This window comes from Lysinibacillus sp. FSL K6-0057 (genome assembly GCF_038630885.1).
GTDB classification, from domain to species: Bacteria; Bacillota; Bacilli; order Bacillales_A; family Planococcaceae; genus Lysinibacillus; species Lysinibacillus fusiformis_F.
The window spans coordinates 3,914,522-3,940,855 of the sequence record NZ_CP152047.1; the positions used below are offsets into that span (position 1 = coordinate 3,914,522).

Here is a 26,334-nt window from a genome sequence, read left to right on the forward strand (position 1 = left end):
GAAGCGGTTCAGCTGACGCCCTCTGGAAAGGACGCTGGTGGAACGGAAATCAACCTCTCGCCTTTCAAACTTGCTTTTTCTGCCGTTGTTGACATCACCTTTTTAATAGTATGTATTAATTTGCAAACGGCAAACTTGCCAAAATACCATTGTATAGTTTCAACACAACATAAATAACAAGCGTTAAAAGAATCGTCCACATAAATAGCTCAAAGATTAATAGACCAATTGTGCCGCCCATTGATATAAAATGACTCATTTTATAAATCAGATAAATAAAGTAGGCAAATATCGTTATCACAAAAATACCAATTAAAACATAAATAAATTGGATGGCAAATGCGGAACACATGGCACCTACAAATAAGATTATATAGCCGCCACGAGCCTGACTTACAGTGGCTCCTTCGTTATCCTTTGAAAAAAACAGCATCCCTACTTCATGAATGGTTTCCCCTACAAGTTTAAGAGCCGAAAATAACATAAAAAAAACAATGGCAAAAACAATGAGTAAAAATACACGTAATTCAAAATCAGATAAAAACTCTCGCATACCTGAATACACACCGATGGCTTGAAAAATCTGTAATGATTTACCAACAGCATACATACCAAATGTCAAACTAAACAATAAAATTGTAATTAATGGTAGATAACCATAGATATATGGGTTCCTCATAAAAAATTTTTTTCCTCTATTTTTATTGATAACTTCCTATTTATAATATAACGAAAATTCTCTAACGACCGCAAGCTAAATCCCAATAGTACATATGCATCCTCAATTAAAGTACGTTATAATTGGGATACTTACCTGCATAAAGGAGGGTTTTTTTGTTACAAGTACTTTATATTTTTATTCCAATGCTTGTTGCAATATTAGTGCCATTATTATATAAACGCATGAAAAATATTCACACAGGTTGGTTTGTTCTTGCTGTACCTGCTACGCTTGCGATTATTTATGCAACATATATTGCTCAAGTGGCTAAGGGGGAAGTATTTACTGCAGAGCTCCCTTGGATTCCATCGCTTGATATTTCCATCATCTCATATTTAGATGGACTCAGCTTATTATTCTCATTACTCATTACTGGAATTGGCTCGTTAGTTGTGCTTTACTCCATTTTTTACTTAGATAAACATAAAGAAAAATTACATAACTTTTATGTTTACTTACTGTTATTTATGTCAGCCATGCTGGGAGTAGTACAGTCTGATCATTTAATTACACTCTATTTCTTTTGGGAGCTAACGTCCATATCATCATTTTTACTCATCGGCTATTGGTATAATCGGGATGCCTCACGCTTCGGTGCATTAAAGTCTATGATGATCACAGTTGGCGGCGGCTTAATGATGCTAGGTGGCTTTGTTCTGCTTTATTTAATGGGAGGGACCTATTCCATTCGAGAATTGATTGTCATGGCACCTAATTTAGTAGATCAACCTTTATTCACTTGGTCACTTATCCTAATACTCTTGGGCGCATTTACAAAATCCGCGCAATTCCCATTTTACATTTGGTTACCAGATGCCATGGAAGCGCCAACACCAGTAAGTGCATACCTTCACTCGGCAACAATGGTCAAAGCAGGTATCTATTTAGTTGCACGATTTACGCCGATATTTGCAGCCTCTGAGCTTTGGGTGTGGCTTGTAACAGGTGTAGGTATCTTAACTTTATTCTGGGGTTCCTTCTTTGCAGTGAAGCAAACAGATTTAAAAGGTATCCTAGCATTCTCTACAGTCAGTCAGCTTGGTCTTATTATGTCACTACTCGGCGCAAGCGCTGTTGCTTTTCATACAAATGGCTCAGTCGATACCATTAAATTTGCTGCATTTGCTGCCATTTTCCACCTTATCAATCATGCTACATTTAAAGGCAGTCTTTTCATGATTGCAGGCATTGTTGATCATGAAACAGGAACTCGAGATATTCGTAAACTTGGCGGATTAATGAGTATCATGCCAATTAGTTTTACTGTGGCTGCAATAGGAAGCTTATCAATGGCTGGTCTTCCACCATTTAATGGCTTCTTAAGTAAAGAGATGTTTTTAACAGCCATGCTTGCCCTTCAAAAGTTTGAATTTTTCGGCTTTGAAACATGGGGAGCACTCTTCCCTATTGTTGCTTGGATTGCTAGTATTTTCACCTTTATCTATAGTTTTTATTTTGTTTTCCGAACATTTAATGGAAATTACAAACCTGAGCAGTTACCTCATAAACCACATGAGGCACCGATTGGCATGCTAATTTCTCCAATACTTTTAGCGGCTTTAGTTGTGACAATCTTCTTTATCCCTAACTTTATTGGCAATACCTTTGTAAAACCAGCTGTCCAAGCGATTCAGCCATTTTTGTATGATACACCTCAAGCAGTGGATATTCATGTATCTGCTTGGCATGGCATCACCCCTGAGCTACTGATGACTATTGGAATTATCATTGTTGGGGTATTGTTATTTGTCGCCTTACCAAAATGGCAAGGGATGTATCAGCGATTCCCGCAAGCCTTAACATTAAACAATGCCTATGACAAAATCATGCAGGGTTTAGACGTTGGCTTAAATCGTTTATCTCGACGCTATATGACAGGCTCTATGCGTCACTATTTACTCTACATGTTTAGTGGAATTACGGTAATTGTTATCGGCTCTCTTTTCATGAAAGATGCTTTTAGCATTTCATTCCAAGGAGCCTCACCAATAAATCTATACGAAATAATCTTGATCGTCGTTTTACTAATTGGTACTGCCATCACCATTTTGGCCAAGTCACGTTTAACGGCCATTATTGGGCTTGGTACTGTAGGCTATACTGTAGCCTTATTCTTTGTCATTTTTAACGCACCTGATCTAGCGCTGACACAGCTCGTTATTGAAACGATTTCAGTAGCACTATTTTTATTAGCATTTTACCATCTACCTAAGCTTGGTAAACGCGAGGAGCGAATGAGATTCCAGTTAAATCGTGCCGTTGTTTCGATTGCAGTTGGTGTGATGGTAACTCTTGTTGCCCTATCAGCTCATTCCCAAAAACTAATTCCTTCTATTGCTAAGTATTACGAGGAAACCGTGTATTCATTAGCTGGTGGCGGAAATATTGTAAACGTAATTTTAGTAGACTATCGTGGTTTCGATACATTATTTGAAATTACAGTACTCGGCATAGCTGGCATGGCCATCTTAGCTATGATTAAGTTACGTATGAATAGAAAGGAGAACACTCATGAAAACAAATGATGTGATCATACAATTTACAGCTAAAATTGTATTTTTCATTATTTTCTTCTTCTCCATTCATATTTTTTTAGCTGGTCACTATACGCCTGGTGGAGGCTTTGTTGGGGGTCTGTTAACATCAAGTGCACTTGTTCTTTTAGTGTTAGCCTATGATATCAACACAGTCCGTCATATTCTACCTATTAATTACACGTATTTAACAGCCATTGGCTTACTATTAGCCCTTGCTACTGCGGCATACCCAATGTTTGTGGGCAAACCGTTTTTCACACATTTCTTTGATTATTTCGATTTACCGCTTCTAGGCAAACAGTCATTACACACGGCTATGCTTTTTGATAGCGGTGTCTATTTGGTTGTTGTCGGTGTTACGATGACCATTATTCAAACGATTGGGGAGGATGAATAATGGAAATAATTATGGCCTTTGTGATCGGCTTTCTCTTTATGGCAGCGGTCTATTTAATCTTATCGAAAAGTTTATTGCGCATTATTATTGGAACAGGTCTGTTAAGTCATGGTGCTCATCTACTGATCTTAACGATGGGTGGTCTTGGTGGCGAAGCTCCACCCGTCTTAAACGAAGGAGCCAAAACGTTTGCTGATCCTTTACCCCAAGCACTTATTTTAACTGCGATTGTTATAAGCTTTGGGGTAACAGCATTCTTCCTTGTACTTGCCTATCGTTCCTATCAGGAGCTTAACACGGATGATATTAGCTTAATGAGAGGAAGTGATGAGGATGAATAACTTCCTGCTACTACCGATTATCATCCCATTTTTCTTCGGTATGATTTTAATGTTTGGACAAAAAAATCTAACCTATCAACGATCATTTTCATTATTTGGAATTGGACTAGCCCTCTTCTCTGCCCTTTCACTTCTTTTAAAAGTGAAACAAGATGGTATTCAAAAGGTCACATTTGGAAACTGGCCCGTTCCATACGGTATTACAATGGTATCTGATATGGTATCTGCATTGCTCGTTACAACAACATTGCTGATTGCGCTATTTGTTGTTTGGTATGGCTTTGGTTCCATTACGAAGGAGCGTGAACGCTTCTTTTATTACCCAGGTATTATGTTTATTTTAACTGGGGTCAATGGAGCCTTTACAACAGGCGATATTTTTAACTTATTTGTTTTCTTCGAAGTATTGTTAATGGCTTCCTATCTACTTATCGTTTTAGGTGGTGAGAAGGGGCAACTGAAAGGGTCTATTAAATATATTTTAATTAATGTTATTTCTTCGGCCTTATTTGTTATTACCGTTGCCTATTTATATTCTGTTGTAGGGACATTAAACATGGCCGATATTGCGGTGAAAATTGCTGAGATTAATCAACCAGGAATTATTACTGTTATTGCCGTACTATTTTTAATGGTATTTGGACTAAAAGCGGCCATTTTCCCATTATATTTTTGGCTTCCTACTTCGTACGCGGCAGCGCCTATTCCTGTCTTAGCATTATTTGGCGCTCTGCTTACAAAGGTTGGGGTATATGCCATTACACGTACCTATACACTATTTTTTGTACATGATTTGTCCTATACGCACAACTTACTAATGGCATTAGCTATTGCAACAATTGTAGCTGGATGCATTGGAGCACTCGCTTATTTTGATGTAAAACTCATTATTATCTATAACATTGTCATTGCAGTTGGTGTCATTTTATTTGGTGTCTCTCAAATGAATGAGACTTCATTAAAAGGTGCTATGTTTTATTTAATTCACGATATGCTGATTAAGGCCGCGCTCTTTATGCTAATCGGCATTGTCATCTATATTACGGGTACATCGGATTTGCGTAAGATGGGTGGACTCATGAAAAAATACCCTGCACTTGGTTGGTGTTATTTAATCGCAGCTTTTGGCTTAGCTGGAATTCCACCACTTAGCGGATTTGTTGGAAAGCTGTTAATTGTACAGGGGGGCTTTGAGGCTGGAAGTATGTGGAGTAGTATTTTCATTTTAGCATCTTCACTGCTTGTCCTATTGTCCGTGATCCGTATTTTCCTCTATGCCTTTTGGGGTGAGGAAAAAGAAACACAAGGTACAGTCGACAAATCTATCTATAAGATGCTGTTTATGCCGGCTGCCTTGTTAGTACTTATTACTGTAGCCTATGGTGTGGGTTCCGAATGGATTACGCCATTTATGGATGATGCAGCAAAACTATTAAATGATCCATCTATCTATATAGATGCTGTAATGAAGGAGGATTAGCACTATGGCATTTCAAATGATTTTAAATTTTGTACTTGCCTTCGTCTGGATGTTCCTTTCCTCTAATTACACAGCAACTGGTTTTATCATTGGATTCATTATGGGAATACTTTTACTTATTCTCATGCGGAGGTTTTTCAAGTCTCGTCTTTATGTCTATCGATTATGGGCCCTTCTAAAATTAACGTTGTTGTTCTTTAAAGAGTTAATTTTAGCAAATGTTCAAGTGTTAAAAGTAGTGTTAAAGCCTAAGCTGGACATGCAACCTGCCTTTTTTGCTTATCCAACTGTTTTAACGCAAGACTGGGAAATCACGTTATTATCGAGTCTTATTACGTTAACACCAGGAACAGTCGTAGTGCATGTTTCGGATGATGCGAAAACACTGTATGTACATGCAATTGATATTAACGATGTGGATGAAGCCATTGCTTCCATTCGAGATTCATTTGAAAAAGCAATTTTGGAGGTGAGTAAATCATGACAACATTTATTATTGCTGTAATCGTAGTGATTTGCTTATCGATGATAGCGGTCATTTATCGAATGGTAAAAGGTCCTTCCGCATCTGACCGTGTTGTAGCTTTGGATTCACTTGGTGTTTCACTCATTTCCCTCATCGGACTATTTTCGATTTTAGTGGAAACAAGCTTCTTTCTTGAAATCATTTTATTGCTAGCAATCTTATCGTTTATCGGTACGATGGCTTTCTCTAAATTCATAGAGAAAGGAGATATCATTAAACGTGATAATTCTCGCTAATAGTTTAGTTATCTTTTTCATTACTGTTGGAGTACTCTTTATTGTCGTGACAGCTATTGGACTTGTCCGCTTACCTGATTTGTATACACGTGCCCATGCTGCTTCAAAAAGTGCAACACTTGGCGTCATGTGTGTGCTGATCGGTGTATTCTTTCACTTTTGGCTAATTGAAGATCATTTCAACCCTCGTATTTTATTAGGGATATTATTCCTTTTCATCACTGGTCCTGTTGGAGGACACATTATGACACGTTCTTCCTATATAGCCGGTGTTAAGCCATGGAAAGGAACAGTACGTGATGAATTAGGTCCTGAAATTGACAGAATGAAAAAGGAACAAGGTGTAAAATAAACAGTAAAAATCTGCCCGATTAATAATATCGAGCAGATTTTTTTATTAAATATATCCCTTGTCAGTTAAAATATGCGTCAGCTGTTCCACACATTCTTCAATAGAATGCTGTTCGGTATCCAAAATAATTTCTGGGTTGATTGGTTCTTCGTATGGAGCACTAATCCCTGTGAAATTAGTAATTTCTGCATTCCTTGCTTTTTTATACAAACCTTTTGGATCTCTTTTTTCACATGTTTCTACTGAACACTTTACATAGACCTCTAAAAATTCGCCATCCTCTACAAGCTCACGGACTACCTGACGATCTTCCCGATAAGGCGAAATAAAAGCTGTTAGCACAATTTGACCGCTTTCTATAAATAGCTTAGAAACTTCACCTATTCGACGAATATTTTCTTTGCGCCCTGCCTCATCGAATCCTAAGTCACTATTCAAGCCATGGCGCACATTATCACCATCTAATACGAAGGCTTGATTGCTCCTTTCAAATAATCGACGGGCAAAGGCATTGGCCACGGATGATTTCCCTGAAGCCGATAAACCCGTAAACCATAAAATAAAGCTTTGATGTTTATTTTTTGAACGGCGTTCCTCTTTTGTAATGGAGGCTTCATGCCAAACAATGTTTGAACTCATTTCACTACCTCCTTACTCATACCTTTAATTAAAATGTCTACGACTTCTTTACGACTGAATGTACTTGGTGGTACTTCGCCATTTCGTAGCATCTCTCGTACCTTCGTTCCTGATAGAATGACATGGGCAGAGCTATCATGTGGACACGTTTTTGTCGTAGCCATGCCTTCACATTGCTGACAATAAAAGCTATGCTCAAATTTTAGTGGGACAATTCCTAATTCATCTTCAGTAAACTGTTCAAAAATCTTTTGTGCATCGTATGTGCCGTAATAATCACCAACCCCTGCATGATCACGGCCTACAATAAAATGGGTACACCCATAATTTTTTCTAACAAGGGCATGGAAAATAGCTTCTTTTGGTCCTGCATACCGCATTGCGGCTGGGAAAATACCTAATTGTACACGGCTTTCAGGATAATAGTTTTTCAATAAAACCTCATAGCTCTCCATACGTATAGCCGCTGATACATCATCTGACTTTGTTTCACCGACAAGTGGATTTAAAAATAACCCATCAATTGTTTCAAGTGCTGCCTTTTGAATATATTCATGCGCTCTATGGACTGGATTACGTGTTTGGAAACCGACAATGGTTTTCCATCCCTTGTCAGCAAATAATTGGCGCGTTTCCACTGGGTCAAATGAATACGCAGGAAACTTTTGTGCAAGACGTTTAATTAATGTAATTTTTCCTCCGACATAAATGGCAGGACGATCAAAGAGCTTTTGAACGCCCGGATGTGCTAAATCCTCTGTCCCATATACAAGCAAAGCCTCTTTTCGTTTATTCGGTTCATAAATATCGGCTACTTCAATAACGCCATAAACTTCATTATCATAAACTAATTTCACCTCGTCACCAGGCTGTAAAGTGGCCGCTTTCTCTTTTGTAACAGGTAATGTAATCGGAATACTCCATACTATACCTGAAGCTAAAAGACTTTGTTCCACGACCGACTCATAGTCTATTTGTGTTAAAAAGCCTTCGATTGGGCTATAGCCCCCTACAGCGATTAGCTCCAAATCACTCAACGAAATCGCATCTAGCTCAATTTCCTTGTGAATAGTTGTGATCTCTTTTTCTGGATAAAATGCCTGCACAAGTAGCCCACCATGTGGTTGTAAACTCATTAAAATCTCCTCCTAATTCTAGTTAAATACTAAGTTTTATAGTTAAAATATAGTGATGATACGATTCAATTTAAATGCCTTCCCCTGCATCATAGATAGCTTGCTCTTCTTCACGCATCATGCGCATCAGGCTAATAACCCCTAGCGTCCCTATGATAATACTGCCATTCAAAATAATGGCATAAAGGTCCTTTTCTAAAAACAACTGCACTAAAAAATAAGAAATGACTAATGAAAAGATAGGTGATACAACCCAAATACGTATAATTTTTTTCACAATATGCTGATGGAAAATTTGCTTACCATTTTTCGCCATCCCCATCCCGATGATGGAAGAAGAAGTTACTTGTGTTAATGGTACTGGAAGCCCAAAGATGGAGCTTACACCAACAAGCAGTGCGCCTGTACTTGAAATGAGAATGCCTTCTGCCTTTTGAAAGCGCACAATTTTTTTACCGTTTGTTTCAAGCACTCGTTTACCAAGTAACATAGCACCTATTGCAACAAATGCACCGCCAAGCACAATGCCCGTTGTCACATCCATCATTCCTGCTCCTACCAGCGGTCCAACTGCATTGGCAACATTATTCATTCCCGCTGAAAATGCTTCGAAAAATCCAGCTAATACGAGAAGAACAGTTAAAATCGGACGATCTTTAAGCAGTCCTCTGTTTTGTAATTTATATAATAGCTTTCCACATACAAGAGCAATGACAAAGGCAACAAGCGGTACAATCACCCAAAATGATATGATGACGAGCAGGGAATTGACGAATAATACTTTATAAGCAATTCCTACACCCACGACAGCACCCACTGTTACTTCACTCGTTGATAAGGGGATGCCTAAAAGATTGGCGAAAAATAACGAACTTGTCGCAGAAATTAAGATAATGATGACAACTTTTACCGTAATATATTCCTGAGGCATAATGCCTGAGCTAATCGTTTTGACTACTTCTCCTCCGCCTAATACAGCTCCACTGTAGACGCCTATCGCACATAATAGCAATGCTTGCCACGCTTTTTTGATGGCACCTGCACCATAAGCAACACCCATTGAGGCGGCTGCTCCGCTTGCCCCGATGTTCATTGCAAAAAATAAACTAATAGCTATTGCAAAATATTCAAGCATGGCAGAACTCCTTTATTCATGTAACCCGCACTCGGTTTTACCAGAACCTTGCCACCTACCTGAACGTAAATCCTCCATCGTAAATGCCGGTTTCGTACAATGCTCACAGCCGATACTTGGATAGCCTTGATCATGTAACGGATTATATGGCAGACTGTGCTTTGAAACATAGCGCCAAATATCCTTCCAAGTCCAATGAATCAAAGGACAAACTTTAATCGATTTAAATTTATCGTCACGATTTAGAAAGTTTGTCTGTTGACGTGTTGGTGATTGCTCACGACGTAAGCCTGATATCCAAGCCTTTTTACCTGACAAGGCTTCGTGCAAAGGCTTTATCTTACGAATATCACAGCATTTATTTGGGTTAGATTTCCATAGTTTGTCACCATGTTGTGTAGCTTGTTGCTCTAGTGTAAGGGCTGGCTTTTTCATGACAATGTTGAGTTGTGGATATTTTTCTTTGACTTTATTAATGGTTTCATATGTTTCTTTAAAATGTACATCTGTATCTAAAAAAACAATCGTAGCGTTAGGCTTTACCTTTGAAATGAGATCAATTAAGACAATGCCCTCAATACCAAAGCTACATGCATAGACGATTTCATCTCCATATTGTTGATAGCTCCACTGTAAAACCTCTAGTGCAGCCTTATACAAATCATCGACCTGAAAATCAATGATCGGTTCTTGCCAATTTTCGTAAGTTAACATCGAATCCCCCTCATAGCAAAAAAGGCGTTCTAACACAAGACACAGGAAAACAGGTCTTTGTTAAAACGCCTCTAGTTTGACTAGCCAGCTCTTTATATAATGATTGTTCACTAGTAGTTGCTACCTCGTACCACAATCATTCTTCTTATTACCAAATATATACTAGTGTACACCAAGCAGTCAACTAGGTTTTTTGAATATCTTTTTCATACACCCACTTTTTTCGGTTCTTTGTTGCATATGATGAGTGGTATCTAGGGACACCCTTATTAATTTTCGAAATAAATAATCTTTTTCTCAATTCCTTGTTGACTAATAGGAAATATATGTTTAGTGTATTATTAAAGCTTTGACCTAAATAAAAAAGCGCTGATCAGAGGATCTGAAGGCCATCTACCCATGTTGTCATTTCATTGTGGGTGATGGCTTTTTGCATTCTTTAGACAGAAAAGGGGCGAATTAATTATGAAAAAAAGGAGCTATGTTCTCCAATCATTGGCATTACTAACTATTCTAACGCTTAGTTTAACTGGCTGTGGAAGTGCCAGCTCGGATGAAAAAGGAAGTGATCAAGAAGACAAAAAGTCTGTAGAGCTACTAAATGTCTCCTATGACCCAACACGCGAACTTTACGATGAGTTCAACAAAGATTTTATAAAGAACTGGAAGGATGAAACCGGCCAAGATGTCACAATTAATCAATCACATGGTGGATCTGGCAAACAAGGACGTGCAGTTATTGATGGTCTTGAAGCCGACGTTGTAACCCTCGCACTCGCTTACGATATTGATGAAATTGCTCAAACACGCGAGCTGCTGAATAAAGATTGGCAAACAGAGTTTGATAATAATTCCACTCCCTATACATCGACAATTGTTTTTTTAGTACGCAAAGGGAATCCAAAAAACATACAAGATTGGGATGATCTGATTCAAGACGACGTGTCTGTCATTACGCCTAATCCCAAAACATCTGGTGGTGCACGTTGGAACTATTTAGCGGCTTGGGCATATGCCGGAAAGTTATATAACAATGATGAAACAAAAATAAAAGAATTTATGAAATCACTTTATAGCAATGTCGAAGTACTTGACTCTGGAGCTCGTGGGGCAACAACAACATTCGTAGAACGCAAAATTGGAGATGTCTTAATTGCGTGGGAGAATGAAGCATACCTCTCTCTCAATGAATTAGGTAAGGATGAGTTTGAAATCATCACGCCTTCATTAAGCATTTTAGCAGAGCCACCAGTTGCCGTTGTAGACAAAATCGTAGATAAAAAAGGGACACGTGAAGTCGCTGAAGCTTACTTACAGCATTTATATAGTGATATTGGGCAAGAAATTGCGGCGAAAAATTATTATCGACCACGTAATGAAACGATTTTAGAAAAATATAAAGAGCAATTCCCTCAGCTTGAACTTGTTTCCATTGATGATTTCGGCGGCTGGGCACAAGCACAAGCAACCCATTTTAAAGATGGTGGTACCTTTGATGAAATATACGTACCACAATAAGGAGCGTTTTGATGAGTAGTTTAATCATTCCTAAAAAATCGCGTCGAATTATTCCAGGCTTTCATTTATCTCTTGGGTATACGATACTATACGTTAGTTTACTAGTGTTACTACCACTTTCGATGATTTTCATTCATACCATGTCCTTAAGCTGGTCGGCATTTATCGCTATCATTACAGATCCTCGTGCTGTTGCTTCCTATAAAGTGAGCTTCAGCACTGCGCTGATCGCAGGCTTACTAAATGTGATTTTCGGTACGATTATTGCATGGGTACTCGTTCGCTATCCATTTCCCTTTAAACGAATCATTGATGGGCTTGTAGACTTACCCTTTGCATTACCTACTGCTGTCGCTGGTATTGCTTTAACATCTCTCTATGCGCCAAATGGTTGGATCGGTCAATTTTTTGATTTTAAAATTGCCTTTACACCTCTTGGCATCATTATTGCTTTAACCTTTATCGGGCTACCCTTTGTTGTACGTACGGTCCAGCCTGTCTTACAAAATATTAGTGCTGAGGTCGAAGAAGCTTCGGCAAGCCTTGGTGCTAATCGTTTACAAACCTTTCGTAAAGTCATCTTACCAGAGCTAGTACCAGCTATTTTAACTGGCTTTTCCTTGGCCTTTGCTCGTGCTTTAGGTGAATATGGCTCCGTTGTTTTTATTGCAGGAAATATGCCGATGAAAACGGAAATTACCCCATTAATTATTATGACAAAGCTTGAGCAATATGATTATGCGGGGGCAACAGCGATAGCTGTTGTCATGCTTGTGACATCCTTTATCTTGTTGTTCACTATTAACTTGATACAATGGCTAGCCAATCGTCGGTTTGTACATTAGGAGGTACTATATGGAACAATCAACTTTTATTCAGCAGGCTAGTACAGAAAAAAATAAAGCAGCCACACAGTCTGCTGCCCTACAGGAGCCTCGTATTATTCGCTATACGTTAATATTTATTGCTTTAGCTTTTTTAGCTTTCTTTATCGTACTACCTTTAGTATCTATTTTTATTACAGCCTTTCAAAAAGGAGCCGACGTTTACTTTGCTGCGATTACACATCCAGATGCATTAGCTGCTATTAAGCTTACATTAATCGTCGTAGCTATTACTGTACCACTCAATGCGATCTTTGGCGTAATGGCTGCATGGGCACTCACAAAGTTTAATTTTAAAGGGAAAAATCTATTACTTACCATGGTAGATTTACCTTTTGCCGTTTCCCCTGTTATCGCAGGTTTAGTGTTTATTTTATTGTTTGGTTCACAGGGACTGTTTGGTGAGTGGTTGTTTGCACATGATATTAAAATTGTTTTTGCACTTCCTGGCATTGTCCTTGCCACAATTTTCGTCACATTGCCCTTTGTTGCACGTGAATTAATACCGCTGATGCAGACCCAAGGCACATCTGAGGAGGAAGCGTCTATTTCATTAGGGGCAAGTGGCTTTAAAACCTTTTGGTATGTCACATTACCCAATATTAAATGGGGATTGTTCTATGGTTTGATTTTATGTAATGCACGAGCCATCGGAGAATTCGGAGCTGTCTCTGTTGTATCCGGCCATATTCGTGGCATGACTAATACGATGCCGCTTCATATTGAAATTCTCTACAATGAGTATCAATTTGCAGCAGCCTTTGCAGTTGCTTCCTTAATGAGCGTTATGGCCATCTTTACATTAATTGTGAAAGACATTATTGCTTGGAAATCAAAATCTAGTTAAAAGGAGATGGTCTCAATGAGTATACAAATTCAAAACGTATCCAAAAAATATGGTACCTTTCAGGCACTAGAGGATATATCCATACATATTCAGTCTGGGGAGCTAGTAGCACTGCTTGGCCCTTCTGGATCAGGAAAAACCTCTTTGTTACGTGTGATTGCTGGGCTTGAAACAAGTGATGTCGGCAACATTTTATTTGATGGGCAATCCATAACAGATCGACACCCAAAGGAACGCAATGTGGGCTTTGTCTTTCAACATTATGCGCTTTTTCGTCATATGACGGTCTTTGACAACGTAGCTTATGGGCTGAAGGTACGCCCTCAAAAAAGCAGACCTTCAAAACAAGAAATCAAAGATAAAGTGATGGAATTATTGCGACTTGTGAAACTTGAAAATTTCTCAGATCGGTATCCAACACAGCTTTCAGGTGGACAGCGACAACGTGTAGCACTGGCAAGAGCGCTTGCCGTAGAGCCAAAGGTACTGTTACTAGATGAACCGTTTGGAGCTCTGGATGCAAAAGTACGTAAGGAGTTACGTCGCTGGCTCCGAAAGTTGCACGATGAATTTCATATTACAAGTATTTTTGTCACTCATGACCAAGAGGAAGCTCTCGATGTTGCAGATCGCATTGTCGTTATGAACAATGGCAAAATCGAGCAAATTGGCAGTCCAGACGAGGTCTATACAAATCCAAAAAGTCCATTTGTCTATGACTTCTTGGGCAATGTCAATCTATTTAAGGGTCGCTTACATAATGGTAAGCTCATGCATGGCGAAGTTGCACTTGATGTACCTGATGCCCTAACACATTCAGATGACAATGCGATAGGCTATGTACGTCCTCATGATATTCAGATTGAGAAAACAAGTATTTCAGGTACAGTTCCTGTTAAAATCAGCCATATTCATTTGCTAGGCCCTATCGTCCAAATTGAGCTACGCCGTGAGGATCTTGATGAATTTTTAGAGGCCGAGTTATCAAAAGAACAATATCATCTTCTTCAACTGAAAGTGGGCGACCAAGTATTTGTAAAGCCGAAACAATTAAAGGTGTTTATTCCTGAGGATTACTCCATTTAATGAATTGTCATATTAAGTGCAACACCTCTAAAATAAAAGAAGCCCATAACGACCTCGTGTAACATGTTAGTTACCACACAAACATCGGAGGAGGAATCGTTATGGGCTTTACCCATCACTTTATTATTCATTCGCATTAAGGAGGGTTATATCAAATACCACGATTTAGAGAGTTATTGGCAACTTATGAAATCAAGCAAAGCATGTAACAATGCCCTGACAGAAAGTTTTTTTACATAAATTTCCACACATAACTATAAAAGATTCAAAAAAGCGTTAGTAAACTCTATCCACTACTACAATCATGAACGAATACAAATAAAACTCAACGGAAAAATTCCAGTTGAGTTTCGAAGGGCTACTTAAAAAGTTTTTAGGGGTCAGCTCAAGTTATGGTGTAGTGCCTGGTCCATCTAAAATAGCTACATTCTTATTCTTCCTCTCTTAAAAACCCTTCATCAACATAAATAACCCGGTTGACATATTCCTTTACATGAGGATCATGTGTTGCGATAACCACTGTCGTCTCATTTTCTTTATGAATCTGAGTGATCATTTTCATTACATCTTCGGCAGAAGACTTATCTAAGTTACCTGTAGGTTCATCGGCTAAAAGTAATTTCGGTTGATTAACAAGCGCCCTTGCAATTGCTACTCTTTGTTTCTGTCCCCCTGATAATTCATCAGGAAAAGCTGTATCTTTTCCTTCGAGACCAAGTTTTTTTAATAATTCAGTGATACGTGTCCTACGTTCCATGTTGGAAAGTTTCTCTTTTGCAAAGAGCATTGGCACCTCTACATTCTCAAAGACAGTCATATCCTCAATCAATTTAAAATCTTGGAAGATAAAACCCACATATTTATTTCGTATGAAGGCATATTTATCATCACTTAATGTATTAATTTTATTTCCCTCAAGAGTAATCTCACCTGATGTTGGTCGGTCAACAAGTCCAATCATATTCAGCAATGTGCTCTTTCCAGAACCTGATCTTCCATAAAAAGCGATAAAGTCTCCTTTATCAATCGTTAAATCCAAAGATTGAAATACGATTGACTCAATATTCCGTCCTTGATATGTTTTTTTTATATGGGCTAGTTCGATTAAATTCATAGCATGCTCCCTCCTTAATTCAACAAATGAACAACTAATTTAACGACCTAAAGATATTGATGGAATTGTCATAAGTAGCAATAGAATAACAATTAAACAGAAACTTATTAAAAAAGTAAGCATCCATGTGGTGAATGTCAGCCAAAGCACACCTGCCAAGATAAATAAAAGAAGTGCAATCATGTAAGAAGGTCCCATTAACAATAAGTTAGTGAATACAAAGATCTTTATTATATCCATCCTAGTAGCGCCAAAAAGCCTAAATAGCTGTAGCTTAGCAGTCTGGTATTGATTCTGCAGCAAGACAAAGCTAGTAATACAGATCATAATGAGTATGAAAGCAATGGTAATAAAGAATAGCAGCGATTTCGCATAAATTAAATTGATTTCTGTTTGTTGCTCTTTTGTATTAATTACCTGCCGAACATCATAGTTAGAGATTGGATTCAGTTTAGAGAGCTCAGCATCTAAAGTATTAACATGTATTTCCTCATCTTCTACCCCTACAACATACACCCATATATCCTGTAGATTTTTTTCTTCAATAGGAAGAATCTGTGCATGAGGCTGAATTGAATCATATAAAAGAAAATATTGAAGGTATTCCCTCGCTTGCCTTTGATCATTATCAGACACTAACTTTTCAATAACATCATTTACATAAACTTTTTGCGAGTCACCCTCTTGATTCGGGCTTAAAGAAATGATACCGACCTTACCAGTAAATTTGTGTTCTAACCAATCGAGTTGTTCTTGGGTCCAATCATCGGTCAAGCCAGAGTTTGAATTAGGTTTGAATGTAGGCATAATCATCCAAACATCTTTGCCAATTTGCTCTCTAAGAACTTGCATTTGATCTTGATTCTTGAAAAGGAAACTAACTAAAATGAAGACGAGCAAAAACATAACTAAAAATTGAATGCGTATTAACCATGTCATTTTTCTATTACGATTAAGCATTTTTGATGCAATTCTCCACAAATCCCTCATAATTAAACCTCACTTAAATACATTTCTTTTCAATTTATGAAGGGTTAACTCCACTGATAGGAGGATCATTGTCATCACAATTATTGCAATAGCTAAGATCACAACTACATCTATTCGGAAAGTTATACCTTCTAGACTAACAGCATGTGCAATAGCCCAATAGCCAATTGCAGCAGTTAGAAGCGATACGATTGTCATGCTCGCTGTTTCAGTATACAAATAAGACCTTAAGTTACCGCGAGTAGCACCTAGCAAAAACAATATATTCCACTTATCGCGCTCCTTAATGAGCTTAAAGCTGTATAGCTGAATAAAACTAAGAACCGAGTAGAGAACTAAAAAAACCGTAACCAGACTTGCTACTAAGATGAAGAACATAATACCCTGGTATCTCGACTGAGCAATTGGTTCCCGTTCTACTGGTCCATACGGTTTTAATTCTTCTAACACTATTGATGTGGAATCCTTATCAATCTCTAATGAACCTACCCGAACCCCGTCAATCTTGTTATATGCCTGCTCGAAATCTGCATGGGGAATATAAACACGGTCAACTAAACTTACTTGCTCCACACCAATAACGGTATAGACTTTCTTATTAATTTCAATGAACTCACCAACAACGCTCTCAGCACTGCGATTGGGGAACACTTTTTTGGCTGCATTAACAGTCAAAACTGTCTCACCTTCCCTTAACTGCTCAAAGGGAAAACCATAGAAATAGGGATAGTCTTCATTAACACCCCATAACGGCAAAACAACAACGTGCGATCCGAATTTCACCTGATCATCAGTCGTAGCGAAATAGGAAAATCGCTGAACCTTTGACTCTGCTCGCCACTCCCTTTCAAGTTTAGCCAAAGTACTGAGTGAAACCGGATATGTTAGCATAATTGTTGTTGTTCCGTTTTCCCTCTCCACTTGCTCCCGTACTGTATGATAGCTTCCATTCAAAAAAGAAAATATGACAGTAACTAGCATAAGTGAAATTGCCATTTGTAAGGTTAGAACTGTCATAACCGTTTTATTTCGTAGCATTGATTTATACAATAGCTTTATGTACATTTGAAGTTTCATTCACATTCCCCTTAATCACATATATAAATAGGATATGAAGCAGTTATTTTCTCATCAACTATTAGCTCTATCGTATAATTCCCGCATTTTGTTATTACAGCCTTCATAGGTGTACTGAAATCTACCCCTTGAACTTGTTCTGGAATACGTCTATTATAAAGAATAACTTTTTCTGTGTGAGCAAAACGCCTTTTTGCACTATCCTTTAATTGCAGTTCAACCTCATAGGTTTTGGCAGGCTCAATGTTAAACAGTTTGATGAACACATAAAATTCGATTACTTTTGGCATAGTTGAAATATCTAATCTATTAATAACACGCCCTAAAATATGACAAGACTCTTCTTTATTAAATTCAATACTATCACAACAAAGTAATTGTGAATTCATTTAGACATCTCCCCTTTTCGAAAATTGAGAATCCATATTTTTGATATAGAATAATATATCACTTGACACATTGATAATCCCTTGATTTAGCAGTAAACCTTGATTGTTATAAATCCTAATAGCAGGAGTTTCATAAACATGAAAATATTCAGCCATATTTGAATTAGTCATTGTCAATACTGGAAAAGTCCAACCAAAATATTTTACCATTTCATAGTTATCTTCAACTTCGCCATTTGTTATTAAGACCAAATCCAGCCCATGTTGCAAAAGCCCCTCTATATCTGGAAGTAACTCAATACACCTTTTACAATATAGAGAGACAAAGACGAATAAAACTTCTTTTTCTCTAAAAGCATTGTTCAGCTCTAGCAAAGCACCGTCAAAATTATACAAATTAATGTTAGGCAGTTTATCCATATGTAATCGCCCTTTCTCTTTCTTCTAAATGCAATATACTTGATTGTTTCTCCCAAATTCTTTTATAAACTCCACTCTCGTTACGAAGTAGCTCCTTATGGGTCCCTGATTCTTCAATTCGCCCATCTTTCATGAGAATTATAAAATCTGCATTATTTGTTATATTTATACGATGTGTTATAACAATAACTGTCTTACTTTTGTCAAAAAATATATCTTCCAAATAGTTCATTTCACTTTCAGGGTCAATTGCAGCAGTAGGCTCATCTAATAATAAGAAATTAGATTCATTATAATATCCTCTTGCTAAAACTAGTTTTTGCCACTGACCACCAGATAAATTAACTGATCCTTTTGTTAGATATCCTAGCCGTGTTGTTAAACCATCGGGTAAAATATGCAAATCTTTAAAGCCTGCTCGATGGATTGCTTTTAGTAATTTTTCACTATCCTCATTATCCTCATCTCTACCAAAAGTAATATTTTCCTTAACAGTTAGCATGTACTTTGTGAAATCCTGAAATGCTACAAACATATTTTTATATAGTGTTGATTTATTTATACAATGTTGACTTGCTCCATCATAAAAAATTGTATTCTCAGGAGCTTCGTATAAACCAGCGATCAGCTTAAGTAATGTTGATTTTCCTGAACCATTCTCACCTAATATGACTACCTTCTGCCCCTTCTTTATTTTCAGATTTATATTATCTAACGAATTTCTAATAGAGTTAGGATATCTAAAAGAAAGGTTTTTAATCTCTATTTCGTTATTAAATTGAAAGGCAGATTTTTGTTCATTGTCGTTTTCAACGTCTATCTCTTTTCTAATAAACTTTTGAAAATCTTGAATATAAAAAGTGTCCTCAACACCTTGAACTATATTTCTAATTAGAGTAGTCATACTACTATCTGCTAAGTTCAATGCCAAAGTTAATGCAAAATAATCTCCGAGAGTTAGTCTATTTTCACTCAGCAAAACTATAATCATTATGACAACAGCCGCTAGACTTATTTGTGAAAATAAATGTTGACCTAAATTGTTTTTGACTTTTATCAAGTGGAGTTTTCTTCTAAGATTCTGTACCTGATAGTTGACATCATTCCACTTTTTAAGAAGAAAATCATTAATTCCATACACTTTCAGCTCTTTTTGGGTAGGTACGTTGGTCAATAAATTATAAAAATATTGAGGCTCACGCTCATGTTCTTGCAAATCTCTAGTGAGCTCCACTTTTTTGTTAACTATTTTTGATATAATTATCGCTTTACATAAAGCAATGGCACCAACAGATAACCCTAAATATAAAGAATACTGGAATAAAAAAAGCAATGTAGTAACAGATGTAAGAATACTTTCGCCCATTTGTATAAATCCGCGAAAATACCCAAAATACATCGTTACACCTCTGGAAGCAATACTCAACTCAGATTGAAAAACTGAATGTTCCTTCTCACGTAAGCTGATTCTTTGAGTAGCTTTAATCAATTTTTCCTGATTTAATAATGATATTTTAAAAGCATACTCTTCATACTTTAATTCCTGATAATCGGCAATTATATTTTTAACTAGATTAAGTAGTGTAATAAGTAAGAATATTAGAACACTCAACTTAAATTGGGTATTATTTAAGCTATTAATAAGCCACTTAGAAGTATGTATATTAGCTAGAGCAGCAAGGGAGAAAAACAAGCTAAATAATACCCCCATCACTACAATTCCTTTTTTGTAATGGTAAATATCTCTTACTACTTTTATAGTTGTCCAAATATATGTTAAAATAATTTTATAGTACCTCATTATAATAAACCTCAAGTAATGGACTTATTGCTTTTTTTAAACTTTCAATAGAATCAAAAGGGCGTCCGGATACTATCTGCCCATCTGAATTAATCCCTAAGGCATACGGAACACCTGGTATTCCAAGCTGACGTATAATATGGAAAATATTAGCGCGTACTATTTCTACTTGATTAAGAAATAGACGTTGTTGTTCTACATCCTCTTTTGTACCATCTGTAAATAGGATATACTGGAATTCAGGATAAAGTTTAGTTAGCAATTGAATTGAATCAATTTTACACACGCTACAAGAAACACTAATTATGAAGATAACTGACCCTTTTTCACTTATGTTGAAGCAAAATGCATTGTCAATCGGGTCTTCATCAACTTGCAAATCTTGGGGAACATAACTCCCAACTTCAAACTGAGTTATAGGATTACTTTTTAAAAACTTTAAATGAGAACTCAATTTGTTAATCTCACTCATAAATATCTGCTCCTTTCTCTAACCGTCATAAGAAAATCAGCTAGGCATAATTATATGCCTAGCTACAGGTTTGCTAGTGTCTTATACTTACAAATTCCCTTCTTTTTCACCATGCATAAATGTTTTAGCAACAAGTATTCATATCTCTAGTATGAGAGTAGTAATCAGAAGTTGTTCCAGTACTATTGTCTTTACATACATCGTAAAGATGTTCTACATTTGAACGAGTACTATCCAAAGGATACCAAGTACACCAACCGTTATTTACGCACAAAACTACCCCTTTACTAGCAACTTTCATTGTTCCAGAAGGACATGCCATAGTTATCACCTCCTTTCAATTACAAAGTACTTTTATAATTTATTTCAAAAAATGAAATTATTAACTTTTTAAATAATCACAAACCATTTAATGCATTTTCTATTTGTAAAAACTCTTTAATAAATTTTATTTCAAGAATTTTAACTCCTTTTTTAACCAATATGAAGCTATCATTCTTTACACTGAACCATTCTTTTAATTCAATATGAGGAATTACAAGATGTTGTGCCCATTGCTTTTTTTGCAAAGAAGCATACCATAACGGTGCTTCTAAAACTATTATCATTGGTCTACAAGTATTTTCACCTAATATCCTCGCTATTTCTTCAAAGAAGGCTGTTTCCATTGATAAATATAAAACTGGGTAGCCCTCGTCCACTTCTACAAATCCTTCTTCTTTCAATCTTCTAAGTAATTGATACTTTTTTTCGTATTTTTTTTGATTCAATTTTTGCCTCACCACAAACAGTAAAGCAGATAATAATATTAATAGCATCAAAGCAATCATAATATTGTCATTCCCTTATCTTTGCTTTTTATAATACCTTGAACAAATTCCATACATAGGATGAAAATGATTATTGATAGAAGAAAAATCAAACTTGTTTGAATTGTGTCGTTTCTTTCAGGTAAAAAGGCTCTAATGACAGCAAGTACAATAAAACAAATGTTTCTGGTTAAAGGCATACGATTTAACCATTCTATTTTCCCAAAACAGTGACATTTGCTAGTACCTTGTTTTCTTTTTTTATACAATTGAGCAAAACAAAAACAAGTAAATAAAACAACTGCTCCTATACTGCTAGCCATAACATATTTACCTAAGACAAACATTATAGCTAAACTTCCTTCGATCCCTAAAACGACTCCTAAGATAATACCCGTATAATGAAATCGGATTAAGCCGTATGAGAATATATCATAACGAGCATTATTATAGTCTATAACTTTCATGTATAGTGCAGTTAAGAGAATAAATGCTAATCCAACATCAAGCACATAAACCATTTCAATTCTAACTCCCTATTTATTAAATATTTTACTGAAAATGAATGCTTCTATAAATCTTGACATATCCATAATTAATTTGCTCTATTACATGTCAAAGAATTTTTTCAACACGTACCTCCTTCAGCATATAAGTTCATCACCAAAATTTAGGTTAAGACTATTTTAAAATCTAGTAGATATTTGGCTAAAACAGCTCATAGTGTGCCTTCTAGAAAGCACATATTGGAGTGCTTAATATAATTTCAAATAATGGTAAAAAATAATTTGATTTACTAAATCATAACAAAATATAATAAAAAAAAAATCCGTAAATCCCGCCATGTTTTTGCGGGATTTACCTATTCAATGATATACAGTAATAATAATATTTTACTATTGCTTATTTTTATAGTATTATAATAGGGAAAAATTTGATTATTAGTGAGGTTTTTGGAAATGAATCAAAAATTATGGGAAGTTATTCAATTATTTAAGAAAAAAAAGGAGCTTACTATAGAGGATTGGATCTACGCAGAATCAGTACTAGAGCCAGAGGTATTTCAATTATTAACATTACAACGTGATGGAAAGATGGTTATAGGCTCACCAGGTTGGAAATAGATATGCGTACTACTATTCAATTTATTATTAAAGATATCTTACTTACCAGTGGCTTAGAGTATGATATCCAAAAGCTTACTTTACAATTATTACATCAAAGTGGGAAAATATTTAGTCAAAATAAAGAGGATTTTACTTGGGGAGAATTTTCTTACTATGTATTCTCTCTCTTAACTGAAACTGAAGTATCACATACTACAAAAATGAAACAAGCTGCTGGGATTGAATTATTAATGCTGGCTACAGATTTATTTGACGATGTTATAGATCATGACAACAGTTTAGACACTCCTATAGCCAAACCCCAATTATTAATGCTTGGAAATTTATTACTAGTGGAGGCATTGCATTTGCTAATGCCAAATACTGCTTCCTCTACATCAGATCGATTTGCTATTATTCACCGCTATTTACGCACTGCTGGTAATGGGCAATGGCTAGATTTCCATCTTACTATGGAACATCCAGCAGCAACAGAGGAGCAGTATTTTCATATTGTCCAACAAAAGTCTTGTTCATTTCTACAACTTATATTTGAATTACATAGTTCAACTGTTCCATCTCCTATTTTGCAAGAAATCGCTATTTATATTGGTTACGGCTTACAACTTCAAAATGATATATGCGATATTTTTGCTGATCATAAAAGTGATTTACTTCACCAAAAAGCTACACTTCCTTTAATTAAAGCCGTACAGCATAGTAATACATATGATCATGGTTGGTTATTGAAACAGCTACAATTAATCCGTAGTCAAGATGTAGCTACAAAGCATTTAACTACAATTAGAGAGTATATATATCAAACAGGAGCTATTGACTACTGCTCTATTTTAGCAAAATATTATACAAAAAAAGCTAAATCATTATTACAACACTATTTTAATGATAAATCACCCTATATAAAACAGATTATTCACTTAATAGATTAAAGGAGAATTCATTATATTGTATCAGCGTATTTTATTATTTCTTGTCTTGTCTAGTCTTTGGATTTTCGCAGTTATCCGCACACAACCTTTTCATCTAGTCAATGCACAAATCCATCGAAATGACTACCTTAATGCGATATTGCTTATTTTATATAATCATTCAACAAATTTTATTGGTCTATTATTTTTATGCATTGGCTTTTACGCTTATCTAAAAAAGCCTAAAGCTGTGATCGTTCAACGTTTTTTTCAATTGATGTGTATCACTGGTATAGCCATAACTTATGCTAAACTATCAAGTTATCAAATTCAGATTGCATCTTCCATTGAAACATTGGCAATTAGTCTAGCACCTTTTTTTCTTATGCATTTTTTTGAATACTTTCCTATCCCTAAAGCAAGAAATCATTTATCATTCTTTAAATGGTTAACTTTAATAATAGCGATAGCGATTACTATTTTAGACATAGTTCTATTAACACCTTGGGCGGCAACTCTTATACCGATTATGATCATTCTCAATATTTTGATTTCCATTATATTATGTAGCTATTTTCTTAGTAGACAATGGTTGTCACATACAAAATGGGTGCAGAATCAATTGCGTATATTGGTCATTAGCCTTGTCCTATCTTTTACACCTGTTTTAATAAGTATGATTCAACTCTCTATTTTCCATCTTCCAAGTGTGCCCTATGAATTTTCGATTATTTCCATTACTCTGTTCCCTATTACACTTGCTTATTTATTAACAAAACAGGAAATTATAAATTTCAGTTACCTTATCAGACAACTATTTCCTGTATTTTTAGCCTGTCTGATCACATCTGCTATCTTAATAGGATTATTACAATTTTCTACTCAACAGTTCACAGCCTTTATCGTTGGCGGAGGAATATTTACATTTTTTTATAAATTATTTAAACACATCGAAGAAAAGCAGATGGTGGCAAAGCTTCAAGCCATCCAGCAAGAAAAACAGCATATTTTGAACCAAATGAATTCAGAAGCATTTTTGCCCATCTGTGCTAAACGTATTGCACAATTACTTCATAAAATGTTTGATGTAGAAGGTGTATGTATCATATGGTCACAGCCTACTCCAGCAATTCTTTATGATTCAGGCTTATTTCAACATTCTCCAACAGCTCAGCAAGATATACAATACTACCTACAACAACAGCAAAATCATGCTGAAATTTTGAAACAATCACTTTACCACACACTGCCGCTAAGGAATGGTACAGAAATTAACGGTATTATTATTGTAGGTCGCAAAAGTAATTTCACCAAATGGGAAAAAGAGGAGCTAACATTACTAAAAAATATTCATGTAGAGGCAGTACAATTATTTGCTAGTGCACTAACCATCCAAAAAATAGATAAAATTACACAGGAAGCACAACAAACCTCACAGCAACTTACAAACTATAATCGACAATTACTAGAGGCGATCGAGGAGGAGCGTAAACAATTATCACTTTTTCTTCATGATGATGTTTTACAGCAACTATTATTAGTAGTACGTAAAATACAGATAGGTTCAGTTGACACAATCGAGCAGCCGTTAGTAGAAACTATTACAACTATTCGTACTATGTGTCATGATTTGCATCCAATAATGGTGGAAGATTTAGGGCTCGGTTTAAGTATCCAGTCCTTACAGCAAAAAATTCAACAACAACACGCTATTGATGTGCACCTAACATATGATATAGAAGATGAACGTATCCCCTCTTTTTTTGCAGTTCACTTATTTCGTATGCTAAAGGAGCTCCTCAATAATAGTATAAAACATGCAGAAGCAACACACATTCATATCGCTCTTTACGATAAACAGCATGAGCTAGTAATGGTTGTAGCTGATAATGGAAAGGGCTTTGCTATTCCTGAACAACAGACATTGCATGCAGGGGAACACTTTGGGTTGTTGACTATTCAAAAAAAGGTAGAGCAACTAGATGGGGAATTTATAATAGAATCCCAGTTCAACCAACATACAACCGCTACAATCACATTACCATTGAAATGGAGTGAACAGCATGTCCATTAAAGTATTATTAGTAGATGATCATTTATTATTAGTAGAAAGCCTAAAAACAATACTAGAAGCTGAGCCAACTATTCACGTAGTTGGTACGATCACTGACCCCTCGCAACTTTTAGAGGATATCTTATCATTACAGCCTGACGTACTCTTAATGGATATTCGCATCAAGACATATAATGGGCTAAACTTAACAAAAGCTATTATAAAAAGTATACCTACGATGCCGATTATTATCTTATCCGGCTACGATGATGATGCCTATATTCAAGCTGCACAAAATGCTGGAGCTAAAGCCTTTATAAAAAAAGAACAGTCTAATGAGGATTTAATTGCGACAGTGAAGAAGGTCTATGCGGGATATACTTTGTTTCCTTCCTTTGAAAAAACACTACTTACACCAAAAGAGCTAGAAGTTTTACAGCTTATTGTAGCAGAAAAAACAAGTGAAGTTATTAGTAAAGAGCTTTCTATTAGTAAGAGGACTGTAGAACATCATATTTCCTCTATTCTACGAAAACTGGGTGTTCAATCACGTGTAGGTGCTGTTGTAAAAGCACTGGAACAAGGCTTAGTTAACAACACAGAAAAGCCGTAAGGAAAAGTAATA

Annotated in this window: 29 protein-coding genes; 15 read left to right on the plus strand and 14 right to left on the minus strand. The window is 36.2% G+C overall.

Going from position 1 to position 26,334, the window contains the following annotated elements:
• Window positions 1-115: 115 nt before the first annotated feature.
• Window positions 116-679 carry a DUF5366 family protein gene (locus MHB40_RS19485; RefSeq protein WP_342441363.1) on the minus strand — a complete coding sequence of 188 codons (564 nt, stop codon included), beginning with the start codon at window positions 677-679 and terminating at the stop codon, window positions 116-118.
• A 155-nt stretch (window positions 680-834) separates the two neighbouring features.
• On the opposite strand from MHB40_RS19485, the gene MHB40_RS19490 reads away from it, so the two are divergent.
• Genes MHB40_RS19490 through mnhG form a run of 7 tightly spaced genes read left to right on the plus strand, consistent with a single transcriptional unit; the run spans window position 835 to window position 6,590 of the window.
• Complete coding sequence (locus tag MHB40_RS19490) at window positions 835-3,246, plus strand: Na+/H+ antiporter subunit A (protein WP_342441364.1); 2,412 nt, start codon at window positions 835-837, stop codon at window positions 3,244-3,246.
• Window positions 3,233-3,655, plus strand: coding sequence for a Na(+)/H(+) antiporter subunit B (locus tag MHB40_RS19495; protein ID WP_004228380.1), 423 nt, complete (start codon window positions 3,233-3,235; stop codon window positions 3,653-3,655). Before MHB40_RS19490 ends, MHB40_RS19495 begins: the two co-directional genes overlap by 14 nt.
• Window positions 3,655-3,996, plus strand: coding sequence for a Na(+)/H(+) antiporter subunit C (locus MHB40_RS19500; protein ID WP_004228379.1), 342 nt, complete (start codon window positions 3,655-3,657; stop codon window positions 3,994-3,996). The genes MHB40_RS19495 and MHB40_RS19500 overlap by 1 nt, the downstream gene beginning before the upstream one ends.
• Window positions 3,989-5,476: a Na+/H+ antiporter subunit D gene (locus MHB40_RS19505; protein ID WP_342533225.1), complete on the plus strand. Its 1,488-nt coding sequence runs from the start codon at window positions 3,989-3,991 to the stop codon at window positions 5,474-5,476. The genes MHB40_RS19500 and MHB40_RS19505 overlap by 8 nt, the downstream gene beginning before the upstream one ends.
• A 4-nt stretch (window positions 5,477-5,480) precedes the next feature.
• Window positions 5,481-5,960 carry a Na+/H+ antiporter subunit E gene (locus MHB40_RS19510; protein WP_131522557.1) on the plus strand — a complete coding sequence of 160 codons (480 nt, stop codon included), beginning with the start codon at window positions 5,481-5,483 and terminating at the stop codon, window positions 5,958-5,960.
• Window positions 5,957-6,238, plus strand: a complete 282-nt coding sequence (locus MHB40_RS19515) for a Na(+)/H(+) antiporter subunit F1 (RefSeq protein WP_004228375.1) — start codon at window positions 5,957-5,959, stop codon at window positions 6,236-6,238. Before MHB40_RS19510 ends, MHB40_RS19515 begins: the two co-directional genes overlap by 4 nt.
• Complete coding sequence (gene mnhG / locus MHB40_RS19520) at window positions 6,222-6,590, plus strand: monovalent cation/H(+) antiporter subunit G (RefSeq protein WP_205445197.1); 369 nt, start codon at window positions 6,222-6,224, stop codon at window positions 6,588-6,590. Before MHB40_RS19515 ends, mnhG begins: the two co-directional genes overlap by 17 nt.
• A gap of 45 nt (window positions 6,591-6,635) precedes the next feature.
• Here mnhG and cysC read toward each other — a convergent pair whose 3' ends face one another.
• The 4 genes from cysC to MHB40_RS19540 form a co-directional block, all read right to left on the minus strand.
• Window positions 6,636-7,229: an adenylyl-sulfate kinase gene (gene cysC / locus MHB40_RS19525; RefSeq protein WP_342533226.1), complete on the minus strand. Its 594-nt coding sequence runs from the start codon at window positions 7,227-7,229 to the stop codon at window positions 6,636-6,638.
• A complete protein-coding gene (gene sat, locus MHB40_RS19530) occupies window positions 7,226-8,365 on the minus strand; it encodes a sulfate adenylyltransferase (protein WP_342533227.1) in 1,140 nt (379 codons plus the stop codon). The genes cysC and sat overlap by 4 nt, the downstream gene beginning before the upstream one ends.
• A 70-nt stretch (window positions 8,366-8,435) precedes the next feature.
• The gene (locus MHB40_RS19535) at window positions 8,436-9,500 is read right to left on the minus strand and encodes an inorganic phosphate transporter (protein WP_342533228.1); all 1,065 of its coding nucleotides are present in this window, start codon (window positions 9,498-9,500) and stop codon (window positions 8,436-8,438) included.
• A 12-nt stretch (window positions 9,501-9,512) separates the two neighbouring features.
• Window positions 9,513-10,214, minus strand: a complete 702-nt coding sequence (locus MHB40_RS19540; RefSeq protein ID WP_342533229.1) for a phosphoadenylyl-sulfate reductase — start codon at window positions 10,212-10,214, stop codon at window positions 9,513-9,515.
• A gap of 465 nt (window positions 10,215-10,679) precedes the next feature.
• Here MHB40_RS19540 and MHB40_RS19545 point away from each other — a divergent pair, with 465 nt between their 5' ends.
• Genes MHB40_RS19545 through MHB40_RS19560 form a run of 4 tightly spaced genes read left to right on the plus strand, consistent with a single transcriptional unit; the run spans window position 10,680 to window position 14,549 of the window.
• Window positions 10,680-11,732 carry a sulfate ABC transporter substrate-binding protein gene (locus MHB40_RS19545; RefSeq protein ID WP_342533230.1) on the plus strand — a complete coding sequence of 351 codons (1,053 nt, stop codon included), beginning with the start codon at window positions 10,680-10,682 and terminating at the stop codon, window positions 11,730-11,732.
• Window positions 11,733-11,743: 11 nt separating this feature from the next.
• A complete protein-coding gene (cysT, locus tag MHB40_RS19550; RefSeq protein WP_342533231.1) occupies window positions 11,744-12,577 on the plus strand; it encodes a sulfate ABC transporter permease subunit CysT in 834 nt (277 codons plus the stop codon).
• Between the two features lie 10 nt (window positions 12,578-12,587).
• Window positions 12,588-13,463 (plus strand): sulfate ABC transporter permease subunit CysW, encoded by an 876-nt coding sequence (cysW, locus tag MHB40_RS19555; RefSeq protein WP_342441370.1) that lies wholly within the window; start codon window positions 12,588-12,590, stop codon window positions 13,461-13,463.
• 15 nt (window positions 13,464-13,478) lie between these two features.
• Window positions 13,479-14,549 (plus strand): sulfate/molybdate ABC transporter ATP-binding protein, encoded by a 1,071-nt coding sequence (locus MHB40_RS19560; RefSeq protein ID WP_342533232.1) that lies wholly within the window; start codon window positions 13,479-13,481, stop codon window positions 14,547-14,549.
• A 430-nt stretch (window positions 14,550-14,979) separates the two neighbouring features.
• On the opposite strand, the gene MHB40_RS19565 is transcribed toward MHB40_RS19560, so the two are convergent.
• The 9 genes from MHB40_RS19565 to MHB40_RS19605 all read right to left on the minus strand — a co-directional run bounded on the left by MHB40_RS19565 (window position 14,980) and on the right by MHB40_RS19605 (window position 22,142).
• Entirely contained in the window at window positions 14,980-15,663 is a 684-nt protein-coding gene (locus MHB40_RS19565; protein WP_342441371.1) for an ABC transporter ATP-binding protein, read from the minus strand.
• 39 nt (window positions 15,664-15,702) lie between these two features.
• Window positions 15,703-16,653: a hypothetical protein gene (locus MHB40_RS19570; protein WP_342441372.1), complete on the minus strand. Its 951-nt coding sequence runs from the start codon at window positions 16,651-16,653 to the stop codon at window positions 15,703-15,705.
• Window positions 16,654-16,662: 9 nt separating this feature from the next.
• The gene (locus tag MHB40_RS19575; protein WP_342441373.1) at window positions 16,663-17,730 is read right to left on the minus strand and encodes an ABC transporter permease; all 1,068 of its coding nucleotides are present in this window, start codon (window positions 17,728-17,730) and stop codon (window positions 16,663-16,665) included.
• A gap of 11 nt (window positions 17,731-17,741) precedes the next feature.
• On the minus strand, window positions 17,742-18,119 hold the full coding sequence (locus tag MHB40_RS19580) for a hypothetical protein (RefSeq protein WP_342441374.1): 378 nt from the start codon (window positions 18,117-18,119) through the stop codon (window positions 17,742-17,744).
• Window positions 18,120-18,539, minus strand: coding sequence for a hypothetical protein (locus tag MHB40_RS19585; RefSeq protein ID WP_342441375.1), 420 nt, complete (start codon window positions 18,537-18,539; stop codon window positions 18,120-18,122).
• Window positions 18,532-20,340 carry an ABC transporter ATP-binding protein gene (locus MHB40_RS19590; RefSeq protein WP_342441376.1) on the minus strand — a complete coding sequence of 603 codons (1,809 nt, stop codon included), beginning with the start codon at window positions 20,338-20,340 and terminating at the stop codon, window positions 18,532-18,534. Before MHB40_RS19590 ends, MHB40_RS19585 begins: the two co-directional genes overlap by 8 nt.
• A complete protein-coding gene (locus MHB40_RS19595) occupies window positions 20,327-20,812 on the minus strand; it encodes a hypothetical protein (RefSeq protein ID WP_342441377.1) in 486 nt (161 codons plus the stop codon). Before MHB40_RS19595 ends, MHB40_RS19590 begins: the two co-directional genes overlap by 14 nt.
• A 398-nt stretch (window positions 20,813-21,210) precedes the next feature.
• Window positions 21,211-21,642, minus strand: a complete 432-nt coding sequence (locus MHB40_RS19600; protein WP_342441378.1) for a hypothetical protein — start codon at window positions 21,640-21,642, stop codon at window positions 21,211-21,213.
• A complete protein-coding gene (locus MHB40_RS19605) occupies window positions 21,639-22,142 on the minus strand; it encodes a MauE/DoxX family redox-associated membrane protein (protein WP_342441379.1) in 504 nt (167 codons plus the stop codon). Before MHB40_RS19605 ends, MHB40_RS19600 begins: the two co-directional genes overlap by 4 nt.
• 438 nt (window positions 22,143-22,580) lie before the next feature.
• On the opposite strand from MHB40_RS19605, the gene MHB40_RS19610 reads away from it, so the two are divergent.
• From MHB40_RS19610 to MHB40_RS19625, 4 genes are read left to right on the plus strand one after another with little or no spacing between them, the layout of a single operon-like run.
• A complete protein-coding gene (locus MHB40_RS19610) occupies window positions 22,581-22,745 on the plus strand; it encodes a hypothetical protein (RefSeq protein ID WP_342441380.1) in 165 nt (54 codons plus the stop codon).
• A 2-nt stretch (window positions 22,746-22,747) separates the two neighbouring features.
• Window positions 22,748-23,677: a polyprenyl synthetase family protein gene (locus MHB40_RS19615; protein WP_342441381.1), complete on the plus strand. Its 930-nt coding sequence runs from the start codon at window positions 22,748-22,750 to the stop codon at window positions 23,675-23,677.
• A gap of 16 nt (window positions 23,678-23,693) precedes the next feature.
• Complete coding sequence (locus MHB40_RS19620) at window positions 23,694-25,730, plus strand: ATP-binding protein (protein WP_342441382.1); 2,037 nt, start codon at window positions 23,694-23,696, stop codon at window positions 25,728-25,730.
• Entirely contained in the window at window positions 25,720-26,322 is a 603-nt protein-coding gene (locus MHB40_RS19625) for a response regulator transcription factor (protein WP_342441383.1), read from the plus strand. The genes MHB40_RS19620 and MHB40_RS19625 overlap by 11 nt, the downstream gene beginning before the upstream one ends.
• The last annotated feature ends 12 nt before the right edge of the window (window positions 26,323-26,334 follow it).